Origin of the sequence: Singulisphaera photorubra, from assembly GCF_045290345.1 — a bacterium.
In the GTDB taxonomy this organism is placed as follows: Bacteria; Planctomycetota; Planctomycetia; order Isosphaerales; family Isosphaeraceae; genus Singulisphaera.
On record NZ_CP155447.1, the window covers coordinates 6,518,269 to 6,533,858 of the forward strand.

General features: G+C 64.2%; 11 protein-coding genes. 3 read left to right on the top strand and 8 right to left on the bottom strand.

Annotated features, from left to right (window positions below; translation table 11 throughout):
- Position 1: 1 nt before the first annotated feature.
- The 8 genes from V5E97_RS24425 to V5E97_RS24460 all read right to left on the bottom strand — a co-directional run bounded on the left by V5E97_RS24425 (position 2) and on the right by V5E97_RS24460 (position 9,769).
- The gene (locus V5E97_RS24425; RefSeq protein ID WP_406694173.1) at positions 2-1,009 is read right to left on the bottom strand and encodes a phosphatidate cytidylyltransferase; all 1,008 of its coding nucleotides are present in this window, start codon (positions 1,007-1,009) and stop codon (positions 2-4) included.
- A complete protein-coding gene (locus V5E97_RS24430) occupies positions 1,006-1,725 on the bottom strand; it encodes a CDP-alcohol phosphatidyltransferase family protein (RefSeq protein ID WP_406694175.1) in 720 nt (239 codons plus the stop codon). The genes V5E97_RS24425 and V5E97_RS24430 overlap by 4 nt, the downstream gene beginning before the upstream one ends.
- A 30-nt stretch (positions 1,726-1,755) precedes the next feature.
- Positions 1,756-2,097 (bottom strand): hypothetical protein, encoded by a 342-nt coding sequence (locus tag V5E97_RS24435; RefSeq protein WP_406694177.1) that lies wholly within the window; start codon positions 2,095-2,097, stop codon positions 1,756-1,758.
- A 620-nt stretch (positions 2,098-2,717) separates the two neighbouring features.
- A complete protein-coding gene (locus V5E97_RS24440) occupies positions 2,718-3,197 on the bottom strand; it encodes a ferritin (protein ID WP_406694178.1) in 480 nt (159 codons plus the stop codon).
- Between the two features lie 274 nt (positions 3,198-3,471).
- Positions 3,472-6,336: a PVC-type heme-binding CxxCH protein gene (locus V5E97_RS24445; RefSeq protein WP_406694179.1), complete on the bottom strand. Its 2,865-nt coding sequence runs from the start codon at positions 6,334-6,336 to the stop codon at positions 3,472-3,474.
- Between the two features lie 172 nt (positions 6,337-6,508).
- On the bottom strand, positions 6,509-7,870 hold the full coding sequence (locus tag V5E97_RS24450; RefSeq protein WP_406694182.1) for a hypothetical protein: 1,362 nt from the start codon (positions 7,868-7,870) through the stop codon (positions 6,509-6,511).
- 23 nt (positions 7,871-7,893) lie between these two features.
- Positions 7,894-8,727, bottom strand: a complete 834-nt coding sequence (locus V5E97_RS24455; RefSeq protein WP_406694183.1) for a 3-keto-disaccharide hydrolase — start codon at positions 8,725-8,727, stop codon at positions 7,894-7,896.
- 460 nt (positions 8,728-9,187) lie between these two features.
- Complete coding sequence (locus tag V5E97_RS24460) at positions 9,188-9,769, bottom strand: TetR/AcrR family transcriptional regulator (protein WP_406694185.1); 582 nt, start codon at positions 9,767-9,769, stop codon at positions 9,188-9,190.
- A 268-nt stretch (positions 9,770-10,037) separates the two neighbouring features.
- Between V5E97_RS24460 and V5E97_RS24465 the strand changes: the two genes are divergently transcribed.
- From V5E97_RS24465 to V5E97_RS24475, 3 genes are all read left to right on the top strand, one after another.
- Positions 10,038-11,441, top strand: a complete 1,404-nt coding sequence (locus V5E97_RS24465; protein WP_406694188.1) for an efflux RND transporter periplasmic adaptor subunit — start codon at positions 10,038-10,040, stop codon at positions 11,439-11,441.
- Between the two features lie 220 nt (positions 11,442-11,661).
- Positions 11,662-14,910, top strand: coding sequence for an efflux RND transporter permease subunit (locus tag V5E97_RS24470; protein WP_406694191.1), 3,249 nt, complete (start codon positions 11,662-11,664; stop codon positions 14,908-14,910).
- A 60-nt stretch (positions 14,911-14,970) separates the two neighbouring features.
- Positions 14,971-15,570, top strand: coding sequence for a TetR/AcrR family transcriptional regulator (locus V5E97_RS24475; RefSeq protein ID WP_406694192.1), 600 nt, complete (start codon positions 14,971-14,973; stop codon positions 15,568-15,570).
- Positions 15,571-15,590: the final 20 nt, after the last annotated feature.

Consider the following 15,590-nt stretch of genomic DNA (forward strand, 5'->3'; position numbering starts at 1 on the left):
CTCACCCTCCTCCCGAAAGAATCCGGGTCGCCTGATCGCTGCCGATGCCGTCGAGGTAATGGATGTAGTGGAAGACCGTCGGAGCAGAAAGCAAAAGGCTGTTGGCGCGGTCGAGCACACCGCCGTGGCCCGGGATCAGAGAACCGGTATCCTTCACACCAACATCGCGTTTGATCGAGGACACGCTCAGGTCGCCGAACTGGCCGGAGATACTGATCAGCAAGCCCAGGACCAGGCGTTGGACCGACCCGCTCAACGGCCCTTCCGTGAAGATGAAGCCGCTCAGGAAGAACACGAGCAGCGTGGTGAGCACGACCGCCCCCAGCGAGCCCGAGATCGTCTTATTGGGGCTGGTATGCGGGGCGAGCTTCGGCCCCCCGAGCGACTTACCCACGATATAAGCAAAGATGTCGTTGAGCTGAACGCTGAAGAGGAGCAGGAGAATCAGCGAGCGGAAGCGGGCGTCATTGGCCATGAAGCCCAAGTGCCCGAGACAGATGCCGAACAGGAGGAAGCCGAAGACCGCCAAGGCCACGCGCTGAATGTACCCGGTTGGGCGATCGAGCGATGTGGCGACGGCCGTGATGAACGCCAGGGTGATCGGGGTCAAGGCGACGAAAAAGGAATACCAGTGGTCGGCGACCGCAAACGTCACGGCGACGATCCCGAGCACCACGGCCAAGCTCATGAGCTTCTCACGAAAGAGGCCCGTGGCACGGGCAAACTCTCGGTAGCAGAGAAGACTCAGCAGAGCGACCGCGAAGATGGTCGGGGCGGCTCCCAGGAGCACCGGTAGAACGATGAGGGGCACCATGATCAACCACGAGAAATAGCGGCTGCGAAGGTCGGCCTTGAGCGCCGGGCTGAGCCGCCCCGCGCGATCGAGGGCCAGGATGATCAACGGGGCGAGCACAAGCGCCCCCCCCAGTACGGCCACGATCAAGACGACCGCGCGCTCGTCGAAAACGTGCCGCCAGCCGAACAGACGCTCCCACGCACTTCCACTCACGACGTCGACTCCCTCGGTCCGTCCGGTTTCGCTGTCAGGAACCGGCCCGCATGCACGAGCCGCCGGATCGCCGTGACCACGCAGCCGATGACGATGAGGCCAAGGACAACGGCTGGCCAGCCCCAGCCCGCGCCTTGTCCTTGGGCCTGTCCGAAGAGTGCGGCGGGCTGCCAGGGCGAGACGATCGCGCACAGAATGGCCGTGACCGTCACGGCAAACATCCGATGTGGCTTGGCCATCGGCCCCGAATAATCTTGCGGCGCTCCGGCGTTTCGAGCGGCGGAACGGACGTACGCAACAAACAAAGCCAGGACCGCGGCCAGATACCCCAGCCAGGGAATCCCACCGGCCGCGTAACCGAGCCCGATCAACGTCGCCGCGTCGGAGACCCGGTCGGGAACTTCATTGAAGAGCTCACCCAACCGCGATGCCCGGCCCGACTCGATCGCGACCATTCCATCAAGCAAATTCGCCGCCAGGCGTGCCTGGACCAAGAACGCACCCGCCAGCCAGGCCAGGGCGGGAATCGAGACATGGCGAGTGAGTACGAACGCCCCACCCCCCAGAATGCCGGCCACCATGCCAGCCACGGAAATCGCATTGGCGCTCGCGCCTCGCTGCGCGAGCCAGTGCGAGACCACCCCGGACGCCTTCCAGGAACGGCTCGCCAACGGGCGACGATCGGTTTCGGACGGTTGATAGACCTCGGGAGCCACGTGCCACCTCGCCTCTTCGCTTCGGTTAGGTTAGCGACCCATCAAGGAAACCCCGGCGATAATCAGCACCATGCCGACAACATGGAGCGGGGCGATCGACACCCCGTGCATCGCGCGGCCGATCAGGGCGGCCCAGATGAACGTGGTCGCATAGACCGGATAGAGTGCCGACGGCGATCCGCCGATGCGGAAACCAGCCACGAAACAGGCCATCACCAGCGCATAGCAGACGACTCCCGCCAGGATCTGCCCGTTCACGACGAAGTCGACCAACCGGCCCCCCGCCGCCACGGCCCGATCGGTGCCCGCCTTGTAGAGGAACTGCCCGCCTGCCCCCAAGCATGAGGCAATGAGAAACAGGAGGACGGACATTCCAGGCGTTCTCACGGCGGAACCCCCACTCGAACCGAACCGGGCAAGACCGGGCGGAGCCACCATCGGCTCCCTCCTCAAAGTCTCTGACCAAACAAGGGCAGAGAGTGCCACACCACCTCACGGGCGGAAAAAGCCAGAGGGGGGCTAGGGTGCACCGAATGATGCGGAGACGCAAGGGATCTTTGCCGGATCGGGGGGCACGGGCCCACCCTTATTCATGATTTGCCAGAAGACAGGGGTGCGCTCGCCCCAAAGGCGAGCGGCGAACGTCAGCTCCTCTGTCCTTTCGCTTCCCCAACGGGACAATAACGTGCGAAAACAGGGGGCTCACGCTCGCCCGAAGACAAGACATTCACTCGTCGTAAATGCTTCGCCGAACCCGTTTTTCCCTACGTCGATGCGATCGGCCATGGCACCATCGTCGCGCGAATCATTCCCCGCAGGATGGCACGGCCCACCATCTTAACCTCCGCTCTAGCAGGGAGATCGAGATGGTGGGCCGTAACCACCTTACGGGAAAAATCGAATTCTGGCCGCTGACCCATCGTAAATCGTTGAGAAATTCATCGTGGGTGAGGCGAAGCTTTACCACTCGTCCGGCAGATCCCGACGGAAGCTCATTGGTGTGCCAGGTACGCTTCAACCATCAGGACGCTCGGGCCGGCACGCTTGATCACCGACAGCCGAGTCTCCGCGCTCGAAACCTCTTCGAGCTGCTCGCTGACGAACCACTGGAGGAAGTTCAACGTGATGTAGTTCTTCTCCGCGGTCGCGAGAGAAACGAGGCTGTAGATCTGCTCGGTCGTCCGTTTCTCCGAGTCGAGCGCGAGCTGAGCGGCATCTTCCGCCGAACGGAACTCGTTCCGAGCCCCGGGGACTTCCTTGATGGCCACCTTGGCCCCCGAGTCGAGGAGGAACTTGACGAACTTCATGGCATGGTCGCGTTCCTCCTCGGCCTGCTTGAAGTAAATTTTGGCCAGGCCGAACAGACACTCGCTCTCGAAGTAGGCTGCGATGGAAACGTACTGGTTCGAGTTGCCCAGTTCGTTGACGATCTGCTCGTTGATCGCCGCATGAATCGTTTCGCTGATCAGCATCGCGTCCTCTCAATCTGTCTCGGTGACGGGCCATCGGATCGGTTCCCGATCCCCGATCGCTTTCGGCATCAAGGCGTTACACTCACTCATCATAGCCGGATCGGGGCCTTTTTCGGAAGCCGAACGCCGATGTCGGCCCAGGGAGACGTCGCCGAACCGGCCTCCTGCCGACCCGCGCGACGCCGTCTCCTCTCTCGTATCGGCAAGCCGCAAGCCCGGCATCAGCCTGACAATCCGCCCAAACAGACCGGGGTAAAGGAGATTGGGACACCGCCTAGGGAGCAGCGTCCGGGGCGCTGCGGAGAAAAGCGATCACGTCGGCGATTTCTTGAGGAGTGAGGACTTGCTCGAGGCCGTCGGGCATCAGGGAGCGGCCGGTCGGTCGAAGCGCCTCGATCTCACCGCGTGGGATGACGTCCTCGACCCCCTCGGCGCGGCGGAGTCGAATGGCGGCCGGGGTCTCCTCGGCAAGCAGCCCCGTCAGCGTCTGGCCCAGCGTGGTCACAACGATGACCCCGAGACCATCGGGCGCGGCTTCGCGTGCCGGATCGAGGATCGCCACGAGCAGGTCGGCGGCCGGGCGGCCGGCGACGCTGATCAGGTCGGGGCCAACCTTCGCCCCCTGGCCGTTCCGGGCGTGGCAGGTCTGGCAGTTCTTGCCGAACAGAGCGCGGCCGCGGCTGGCGTCGCCACTCAGACTGAGAGCGGGCTCGTAGCGGCGAATCACGTCGCGGCGGTCGGCATTCGTCGAGGTGGGAAACAACGCCTCGACCCGGGTATGAAACTTGGGGTCAGGAAGCAGGCGAAGGGCCTCGCGGGTCGCCGGATCGACCTCGACGGCGGGAACTTCCCCCTTCTCGACGGCCGTGAGGAGCCGGCCGGCCAGGTCGGTCGTGCTCGCGAACCCACCGATCATGACCCGGCGGGCCGCCAGGGCGTAACGGTCCCAGCCCTCGAAAAGGGTGGCGACGAGCGTCGGGTCCGCAGCACGGGCCACTCCGTGCGCAGCGACGGCTTGCAGTTCCGTCGGCTGGTCGGGTTCGAGCAGCGCCGCGAGCAAAGGACGCGAGGCGGCGGGCCGAACCGCGAGCAGAAGCTCGAGCGCAAGCCCACGGACCCACGCCGGGCGACTCGGATCGCTCGCCGCCGGGCCGGCCGCCGCCAGAACCGGTTCGACCTTCTTGACCCCGGCGCCTGTCCAGTCGAGACGAGGGGTCTTGAGCCGAACCTGCCCCTGGCTGAGCCCTTGGAGCAAGGCAAACGCGGCCGGCTCCCCGGGCGTTCCCGCCACCCGATCGAGCAGCGTCTCGATCTCCGGACCGTCATTCCGTTCGCCGATCAGAGCGGCCAGGCGAGTCAAAAATCGAGCCTGCGCGGAGGTTGGGGCGTTGAGCCAGGCGGGCTGGCGGTCCGCCAGCGTGTCGAGAAATCGCGACGGGTTCTCGCCGACCCCACCGAGAATCGCCGAGGCGGCCCAGGGAGAATCGCCGTCTCGCGCCGCGATGCGAGCCAGAGCCTCGCGGGCGGAATCGGTGTCGACTCCCGCGAGCGCCACCGCAGCACGGAGCCGAACGCGGACGTCGCGGTCGTCAGCCAGGGTGGCGAGTTCAGGAACGTACTCCGCGGCCTGGCTCATCGTCAGGCGGGCCGCTTGCTCGCGGACGTGCGGGTCGTCGGCTCGCAAGCCGGCGCGAAGCGTCTCGGGGTCGAGACTTCCCAGGCCGTCGAGCGTCCAGAGCGCATGGACTCGGCCCAGGGGACTTGGCGAGGCCTTCGCCAGCGTCCGGAGCGGCCCGACCGCGTTCTTGTCCTGGCGTTCGACCAGCAAGCGCTGCGCAGTGTCGCGGCACCACCCGTTCGGGTCCGCCAGCATGGCAACCAGGCCGCTGGTTTCTGCCTTGAGAGGCAGGTGCGGCCTGTGTTCGTCCTTTCCGCTTGACTCCCGCGGCGCAATCCGCCAGATCCGGCCGCGCTCATGTCCTTCGCGAAAGTCGACGCTCTGGCGAAGGTTCTCGGGAACGAAGGCAGGATGCTCGACCCAGGCCCGGCAGAAGTCGGCGAGGTAGAGAGCGCCATCGGGGCCGGTGGCGAGATTCACAGGGCGAAACCAAGGGTGGGTCGACGCCACGAACTCACGCCCTTGCTCCACCCGGCGTGCCACGAAGGTCGGTCCCTCAGGGTCGAGCCGGCGGTGGTGGACCACGCTGCCCAGGGGCTCGCAGACGAAGGCATGCCCCCCATAGTTGGCACCCAGCAAGTCGCCACGGTAGATGGTCGGCCCACAGGTCGCGTTAAAAAAGGCGACGGTTTCGGCGTTGAACCGGCGTTGCGAAGGAGCCAGCGAATAGATCCGGCCACCGTCGCTCAGGTCGAGGATCTCGGCCGGGCTCGGGTTGCGCGAAAGCGGACGGTCCTCCAGGACAATGTGCCGGAGCGGCACGGTGTTCCAGGAGGGAAACCGGTCCCCCCAATCGTCGCGGGGGAGGCCGAACTGGCTGAACCCGGCGACCGGCTCGAACGCGCCGGTGCCTGGCTTCACGCGAAGGTCGTTGCGAGGGATCGAAACGGCCTTCGATGGGGGATCCTCCGGGCGGCGGATCGCCCCGCCGGAACGACCGTTGGCGAGGTAGACCCAGTTGTCCAGGCCCCAGCTCGGGCTGTTCACGCGGAGCTGCTGATTCCCTTCGCCGAACCCGGTGAGAATCACCTTGCGGACGTCGGCCTTGCCGTCGCCGTCGTTGTCTTTGAAGTAGAGGAGGTCGGGAGCGGCGGTGACGAGCACGCCCCCATTCCAGGCCATGACACCGCTCGGATAGTGCAGATTTTCGGCGAAAACGGTGGCGTGCTCGTAGCGGCCGTCACCGTCGCGATCCTCGAGCCGCTTGACCCGCCCGCCGGTCAGGGCGGTTGGGTAGTCGGTCATCTCGACCACGAAGAGCCGGCCGAACTCATCCCAGGCCATCGCCACCGGACTGACGATGGCCGGCTCCGAGGCGACCAACTCAATCGCGAGCGCGGGGTCGGCCAGCCGCATCGCCGCCAGCTCTTCCCGAGGCGTGGGAGGACCGTCGGCCCGAGCCGTAAGTGGAAGTGCGAACGCGGCTGAGACGACCAGGGCAGCGGGGAAATGTCGGAGCATTTGGTGAGTATCCGGAGCCTTCGAGCGGTGATCACATGGCTCACGTTTCTTGTTTGAGGCCGCGAGCCTCCCGCTTGCATTGAATTCAAACATCAATTCAAGAGCGGGCGGGGCGTCCACGGTCCCAGCGAGCTCGCGCTCGTCGGGTAGCGTGGACAAAAGAACCAAGGGCTCAGCGCGTTGGGCTCGACGCACCATGGAGCTCGTCGAGAAGCTCAACCGCCGTATCGACGATTTTCTCTCCCGAGCCTTTTTCCAAGAAGCTGTGCAGGCCGGTCCAGACCTGATACCCGCCCCGGTCAAAGGCACGTGTATCGGGGACGTATCCGACGTAGTCATTGGCCAGCTCAAAGACAAACGTATCGCGATACGGTGAGCGAAGCTTGATTTCTCGCCCCAAGTGGGTGAAGAACTCGCCCGGCACGCCGACCATCGCCACGTCGCCAACCACCACCGCCTGCACCCAGGTCTTGCGTTCTTGTCCTTGCTGGGGGGCGAGCCGCTTGCGCATCTCGCGGAAGATATTGATCGTCTTCTCGTGGTAAGGCGCAGGCTGTCGCTTGGTGCAATATGCGACGACCGCCGCATCGTCCTTGGCCTCGTCGAAGGTCCGGACTCGGAGCGTGATCTCCTTGCGCTTGCCCGCCACCCGAGTGACGGGGCGTTCGGTGACCTGGTCGAGCGTGTCGGCGACGGCCGCCTTGATCCGGGTCAGGGCCTCGGCGGCCTTCAGCTCAAGGTTATGGGTCGAGCCCGACGCCCCCTCGAAGAAGAGGAAAGTGCCCCCCCGCTCTTTCTCCAGTTCCTGCGCGGCCAGGCCGTAGAAACCGGGCGAGCGAACCGCCCCGTTGACCGTGCCGATCGTGTGGGTGGAGTGGTTGAACAGGACCGCCTCGGGCTTGCCGTCCTTGCGAAGAAACTCCAAGACCGGCAACTCGGGGTCGAACGGCCCGGTCGGGCGTACCACGTCGGTCAGCGCCCCCACCCAGTAGATCGTGCCATCGGCCAGCAAGAGGCGGCTGTTCCGCCCCACCGACGACTCCTCACCCAGCCGGAACTTGAACGTCACCGGTGCAAGCCGTGCGTTCGCCGCGACGGCCGCCTCGACAGCCTTTTCGCCCACCTGTCGTGTAAACGCTTCTTCACGCTCGTAGCCGTGAATCGTGCAGGTCGTCGGCGCATGATGGGTATGCGTGGCGTTAATCAGGACGGCGTCGAACGGGACCCCGATCTTCTCGGCGATCTTCCGCGCGGCGGCGTCAAGGACGTCGCGTTCGATCATGAGCACGTCGCACGCGACAAGACACGCCTTGACTCCATCGGGTCCTTCGATGACCACGGCCGAGGCCCGCAGCTCCCCCTCCTGCCCTTCGAGGTGCCCCGGGCCAATGCCCCCGCCGATGACCATCGTGTCGGTCGCTTCCAAGACCGCTTTGGCCGCCCCCGCCTTCAGCTCCCCCGCGTGGGCCTGGCCCGACGCGAGACAAGCCGCCAACGCGAACACAGCCCAAGACTTCCGCTTGCCCTGCCCCATGTCTCGTCTCCCCAGGCGGCCACTCACTTGACTTGCCCCTGCCCAGCCGTGGGCGTGTCGTCCAGCGATCGGATCTCCACATCGCGAAAGAAGATCTCGGCCGCCTCGATCTCGAGCGCGATCCGCCCCCTCGTGATCGGCCGCGCCTCGCCATTTTGCTCGGGGTCGACCAGGCGAACATTCTTTCCTTGGTTGATCACCCGCCCGTTCAGGAGGTGCGTGACCGCATCCCCCTTGGCGATGATCTCGGCGACGTTCCAGCCCTCGACCTCATGCTCGCCCGCGAGGTGCTTCTGGTAGGCGATTCCCTTGCCTCCGAGGACCCGAGCCTCGCCCCCCTTGTCGGGGGGTAGGAACGTCGGCATCGGCTCCTCGCGAGTCTTGGGATCGACCCAGCTATCGAGTTGGAAGCCGAAGAGAGCGATCAGGTCGCCCACGTTGGTCTGCTCGACCTGAAACTGAAGCGAGCGGGGCCAGATCGCGTCCGGCCCAAGGATGTGGTAGTACAGCCCGGCATCGCGTTTCAGCTTGTAGCGGGGCTCGAACTTCTTCTCACCCCAGCGATACTTGAACCGGAGGTGGTAGTTGCCGTACTCCTTCTCGGTGCCGATATAACCCATGACCACCGTGGAAGCGTCGGCTGGATGCTTGTATAAGTGGATCGCCCCGTCCTCGATCGTGATCACGCGGTCGGGGTCACTGTTCTTACCGTGTTTCTGCAGGAAAGTGTACCAGCCGGTCAGGTCGCGACCGTTGAACAAGGGCGTCCATGCCTCACCCTTCTTGACCTCCGTACCGGTCTCCTGCCCCGGTCCCAACAGAACCAGGCTCGTCACGAGAGCAAGTGCGGTCATCATCACCTGGATACCTTCCGACGGAGGGGGTGGGCTTCAGGTCAGCGTGGCCGGATCGCCCGATTCAACGAGTGTTTGATCCGGACTGTCTTAACCCGGCCGCTCGTCCCAGTCAACGAGGCAGCCTGCCCCCAGCCAGCCGATGGCCGAGGCCCGGCTCACCAGGATTTCGTTGCCGAGCATCCCTCCCCAAAAAGAAAGGGGAGCGGGGAACGTGAATGCCCTGTCTGCTGGCCCGCCCAAACACGAACTCGGGTCGTAAAAGTAGCACGGCCGGCCCGGCCGTATCCCCCTCGGCCCAGGGCTATTCCTCAGACTCGCGCCGACCCGAGGGAATTACGGCCGGGCCGGCCGTGCTACTGCAAACGAACCCGTGGCGGAAGCCGCAAGAATCATTGGTTCTTTCGCTCTGTCGCGGATCGTTGTTTTTTTGGGGGGGGGGCGAGCAGTTGAGCCAAAGAGATCACCCAATAATGTGATCCACGACTATGGCGAGTAAGGCGGCCAGCCGCTGCCGGTCGACCCCGATAAACGCCTCGGTCTGGATCATCTGGTCGAGAGTCGCAAACCCGGTGAGTTGAGAGGCAATCAGGCCAGCGCGAAGCTCGGCGTCGGGTCCGCCCAGGATCTTGGCCAAGGGCCGAATGAACGTGCGATCCAGGTTTGCCCGGAGCAACTCGGCCGCCCTTGGCTCGGTGGCCGAGCGAAGCAAGAGCAGCATCGGAATCCGACTGATGTCCCGGGCGTCCTCCCGGCCAAAAACCATCCGCCGCGCCAGGCGGGCGGCCAGGTCGGCTCGTTCCCCCCCCAGCAGGTCGCCGGAGTCAAACGCCCGCTCGATCACCTCGGCGAAAAGACCTTCCTTGGAGCCGAAATAGCGATTCACCAGCGCCGCGGTCACCCCGGCGTCGGCCGCGATTTCACGCACTCCGGCCCCCCCATACCCATTCGATGCAAACCGGCTGGCCGCCGCCTCGAGAATCGCCTCTCGGGTCGCGGCGGACCCTCGACGTCTCGGACCCGTCTCGGCGGCTCGCTCAGTCATTACCACGCTCCGTTGTAGAAGATCCACTAAGTAAACACGGGTTGACTCAGCTGTACAATGGGGATAATGTTCTGTCAACGCCCGTTTACTTTGAACCAAATCCGAGGAAGGAGAAACTTCCTCGGCATGGCGTGGTGCTCGGGCTCTCCAAAAAAGAGAGCGTGCCGCTGCGATCGGTCGAGGGTCCTCTTCGGCGGCGCGAGACAGATTGAGATTAAGCAACCTGCCCCTTGGCCGGGCCGCCCCCTCTTTTGGGATGCCGAACCACATGAATTTGGACAACAGCCTGCCCGCCCGCCCGATCCTGCGAATGGCCGGAGGTCTCGTCGTGTTAGCGGCCGCGCTGAGCGTCGCCGGGTGCAAGAAGCCGGAGGTCCAGGCCGCTCCACCGCCGCCGATGGTGGGGATCATCAAGTCATCGCGAATGAACGTCCCGATCCTGGCCACGCCGAACGGAACGACACGGGCGCTGGAGGAAGTCGTCGTGCGGGCTCGAGTCCGTGGGTTCCTCACCGAACGCCACTTCGAGGAGGGTTCCCACGTCAAGAAGGGGCAACTCCTGCTCGTCATCGATGAACAGAGCTATAAGATCGCCCTCTTGATGAGCAGAGCGAAGCTGGACGAGGCGGAGGCGGCGCTCAAGAAAGCAGAATCGTCCAAGGGCCGAGAGGTCGCCGCCGCGCAGCTCGCTCTCGACGAGGCGCAGCTCACCCTCAGCATGATCGAGGAACGGCGGGCCCGGGCACTGCACACGCGGAGTGCCGGCTCGGCAGAGGATGTGGACAAGGCCCAGGCCGATCGCAAAAAGTTTGACGCGCAGGTCGAGGCCGACCGCGCCAACCTGGAGCAGGCGAGGGCTGACTACGAGGTGGGGATCCTCGCCGCCAAGGCGCAAGTGGAGGCGGCCAAGGCGTCCGTGCGAGACGCGGAGATCAACCTCGGCTACTGCCGGATGTACGCCACGATCGACGGTCGGATCGGCGAGGCGAAAGTCAAGGTCGGCAACCTCGTCGGCCCCGATGCCACCGGCGGCAGCTTCTCCGACCTCGCCACCATTCATCAGCTCGACCCGATGGGTATCGAGATCCGGACCAGTTCCCGCTACCTCAAACGCGCCACCCAGTTGATCAACGAGGGACTGGCCATCCGGCTCTTTCACGCCGGGTTCGAGGGGGATGACGAACACCCGCACGAAGGAACATGCTTCTTCATCGATAACGCAATCGATGAAACGACCTCCACGTTCCTGGTCAAGGCCCGGATCCCCAACCCTGAGGGAACGCTTCTGCCCGGCGAATATGCCAAGCTCGAAATGGTTGTCGATCGGATCCAAGACGCGGTCGTTGTCCCCGAGTCGGCCGTGATGGAGACCGAGGCCGGGCCGGTCGTCTACGTCGTCGACGACGAAAGCAAGGTGGCGATTCAACGCGTCAAGGCGGCACAGTCGTACCAGGGGATGCGGATCCTCACCCAAGGGCTCGACGCGGGCGTGCCGGTCATCCTCCAGGGGTTGCAGCTCGTCCGGCCCGGCATGCCAGTCAAGGCCGAGCTGGCCGTCATCCCGCGGCCGGTGGAAGAGGACTCAGCGGCCGCCAAGAGCCCGGAGCAAGCGGACGGAAAGGCCGATCAATCGGCCCCGCACGCCAAACCCGAAGCCAAGCCCACACACTAATGCCCGTGTGAGAAGCCAAGCCGACGCTTATAGGGCGGACATGACCCACCAGGTTTCGCCCTGAGAAAAGTAGGGGTCTCACTCCCGTCAGACCTTTTGTCAAAAGGCCTGACGGGCCCTGCCCACCCTACAAAAAACAGCGGCTCACACACGCTCGAATTGGATTGAGTCGCCCCCTGCCCTGGAGCCCGAGAACACCCGAAGCGAGCCCGACACCCTCATGGTCAACTTCTTCATCGGTCGGCCGATCTTCGCCACCGTCATCGCCGTGCTGATGCTCATGATCGGGGGGATTTGCGCCTTCCTCCTGCCGATTGCCCAGTACCCGCAAATTGCTCCGCCCCAGGTCCAGATCACCACGACCTACACGGGGGCCGACGCCCAGACCGTGGCCGAGACCGCGACGACTCCAATCGAGCAGCAGATCAACGGCACCAAGGGGATGATCTACTTCTCGTCGAGCAGCACCGGCAACGGCGTTGCGAGCATCACGGCAACGTTCGAGGTCGGCTACGATCAGGACATCGCCGCCGTCGACATCCAGAACAAGGTGCAGACGGCCACCCCCGCACTCCCCCCCGAGGTCAAGCAGTATGGCGTGTCGATCAAGAAGACGTCGACCGACATCGTCTGCGTGGTGAACCTGATCGACAACTCGAAAGACGGGCGATACGACGCAAATTACCTCGACAACTACGGCCAGATCTACGTGGCCGACTCGCTGAAACGGATCAAGGGGATCAGCGACGTCAATACGTTCGGCCGCAAGTACGCCATGCGGATCTGGCTCAATCCAAACCGAATGGCCGAGATGCGGATCTCGCCGTCGGAGGTGATTCAGGCCGTTCAGCAGGAAAACCTGCAAGCCGCCGCGGGAAAAATCGGCGCCACGCCCGTGCCCAAGGGGCAAGCGTTCGAGTTCCCGATCACCGTGAAGGGCCGTTTATCCAAGGCGGCGGAATTCGAGGAGATCATCGTCCGCCGCAAAGACGATGGCTCGATCGTCCGGCTCAGCGACGTGGCCCGCGTCGAGCTCTCTTCGGAGAACTATGAGACGGCCGGATTCCTCGACGGCAAGGCCGCCGGCTCCATCGTGATCTACCAGTACGCCGACGCCAACGCCCTCTCGATCGTCGGCAAGATCCGGAGCGAGATGGACCGGCTCTCCAAGAGCTTCCCTGAGGGCATGGAGTACCGGATCGCCTACGACACGACCAAGTATGTCGAAGAGAACATTGAAGAGGTCAAGCACACGCTCGTCGAGGCGTTCGTCCTGGTGATGATCGTCGTGTTCGTCTTCCTCCAAGGGTGGCGGGCCACGATCATCCCGATGCTGGCGATCCCGGTCTCGTTGGTCGCCACGTTCGCGTTGATGGCTGTCTTCGGGTTCTCGCTCAACTCGTTGACGCTCTGCGGGCTCGTCCTGGCCATCGGCCTGGTCGTCGACGACGCGATCATCGTGGTCGAGAACGTCGAGAAGTTCCTCCACCGAGGTTTGCGGCCACTGGCCGCGACCCGCGCGGCCATGGCCGAGATCACGACGCCGATCGTGACGATCACCCTGGTGCTGGCTGCGGTCTTCGTGCCGGTGGCGTTCATCCCCGGGATGACCGGGCGGCTCTATAACCAGTTCGCGATGACGATCGTGTTCTCGTTCGTCTTCTCGGCGTTCAACTCCTTGACATTCAGCCCGGCCATGTCCCGGCTCTTCCTCAAGGCCAAGCATGGCGAGACGAAGTTCTTCTTCTTCCGCTGGTTCAACGCCGGGATGCGGTGGCTGGAGAACTCGTACGACTCGTTCCTCGAGTTCACCGCCCGACACTGGTGGACGATCGTCATCCCGTCGGTCGGCCTGCTGGTCCTGACCGGCGGAATGCTGATGGCCCGGCCCAAGTCGTTCATTCCGACCGAGGACCAGGGCTATCTGATCGTCGCGATCCAGGCGCCCGACGGGACCAGCCTGGAGAAGACCTCGCAGGTGATGAAACGCGTGGAATCGATCGCCATGAAGTTGGAGGGGGTCGAGCATGTCGTCACGCTCGGCGGCCTGAACATCATGAGCGGCACGAACCAGAGCAACTCCGGAATCATCTTCCTGCCGCTCAAGGAATGGCACGAGCGAAAAACGCCCGAGCTTCGCGCGGCGGGCCTGGCGCAAAGTCTGCAAATCCAGCTCTCCTCGCAGATCCGCGACGCCATCGTCATGGTGCTCCAGCCGCCGCCGATCCGCGGCCTGAGCCAGACCGGTGGCTTCGAGTTGATGATCGAGGACCGCGGCGGCAAGGGGGTCGAGGCGCTCCAGCAGGTTGTCGACCAGTTCCAGGCGGAGGCCCGCAAGCGGCCCGAGTTGGCGGGTGTCTTCTCCAGCTTCTCGGCCCGGGTCCCCCAGCTCCGGTTCGACCTTGACCGGACCAAGGCCCGCCGCCTCGATGTGCCCGTCTCCGACGTCTTCGGCGTCCTCCAGACCAACCTGGGGGCGTACTATGTCAATGACTTCAACCTCTACGGCAAAGTCTGGAAAGTGCTGATGCAGGCCGAAGGGGACGTGCGCAACAAGCCCGAGGACATCCTCAGCCTGAACGTCTTGAACCGCCAGGGTCAGAAGGTCCCGCTCAGCTCGCTCGGCCAGGTCAAGTACAAGCTGGGGCCGATCGACGTCCCCCACTACAACCTCTATGGCGCCGCCAAGGTCAACGGTGGACCGGCCCCCGGCTTCAGCTCGGGGCAAGGGCTCGCCGCCATGGAAGAGGTCGCCGCCAAGGTCCTCCCCGAAGGTTTCGGCTATGAATGGACCGGAACCACGTTCCAGGAGCAGCAGACCGGCAACCTCTCCACCTATATCTTCGCCCTCTCGGTCATCTGCGTCTTCCTGTTCATGGCGGCCCTTTATGAGAGTTGGGTCCGGCCGACGGTCATCATCCTCACCGTCCCGCTCGCCATGTTCGGCGCCGTCGTCGGGCTCTGGATCTATGACATGCCGCTCGACGTCTTCGGTCAGATCGGGCTCGTCATGCTCATCGGCCTCGAGACGAAGAACGCCATTTTGGTCGTCGAATTCGGCGTCGAGATGCGCAAGAAGCATGGAATGAGCATCATCGAATCGGCCAAGGCCGCCTCACGGGAACGGTTGCGGCCGATCCTGATGACGTCGTTCGCGTTCGTCATGGGCGTCTTGCCCATGGCCCGAGCCACGGGCGCGGGGGCGTATAGCCGAAACTCGCTGGGCATCGTCATCGCGTTCGGCATTGCCGTGAGCACCGTGCTCGGCCGGTTCGTCATCCCGATCTACTACGTCCTCGGCGAGCGGATCATCGACTTCTTCGCGGGCTTCCGCCCCAACGACGACGAGGAACCGATGGACCACGAAGGGGGCCACCACCACGGCCACGATGGGCCCCACGGGCAGGTGAACGGTGACCTGGCCAAGCTGACAGCAGAGCCTACCGGCTCGTCGGAACCGAATCATTGAGCGGCCAAGGCCAGCCCGTGCCCAACCGCTTGAGCTGAAAGAGAAATGGAGGGGATCCCCATGGTGAAACGAGTGCCCCGCAACAGAGATCCTGAGACTTCCCGGTCGGCCATCCTTGATGCCGCGACGCGCGTTTTCGCCATGCGCGGGTTCGCCGGCGCCACAATCCAGGAGATCTCCGACGAAGCGGGGGTCAAAAAGCCGTTGATCTATCATCATTTCGGCAGCAAGGGGAGCCTGTATGAGGCAGTCAAGCAGAGCCTCATCCAGGCGCTCCCCCGCCTGGACCCCACGACGGCCCGGAGCGTCAATTTTCCAACCGATTCGCCGCTCGAGGAGAGCCAGATCCTCGAGCTCATTCGCGAACACGAATTTCTGCTTCGAATCAACGCATGGGCCTACCTCGAGGGTGATTCCGGATTCTGGCCGGAGGTGATCGAACTCGTGTTGGAGCTGCGCCGGCGGATCGAGCAGGCGCAGAAACGGCAAGAAACGATCCGGCTGAACATCGACCTCGAGACGCTGAGCATCATGCTCCTCGGTCTCGTCTCGTTCGGCCCGCAGATTCGCTCGAGAATCGCCAGCGACGGCGAACGCGGTTCGGGGTATATTCGGCAACTCATCGCCTTGACCATCGAGGGACAGGCCCCTCGACCTTGACCCCGCCCTCTATTTCTGGT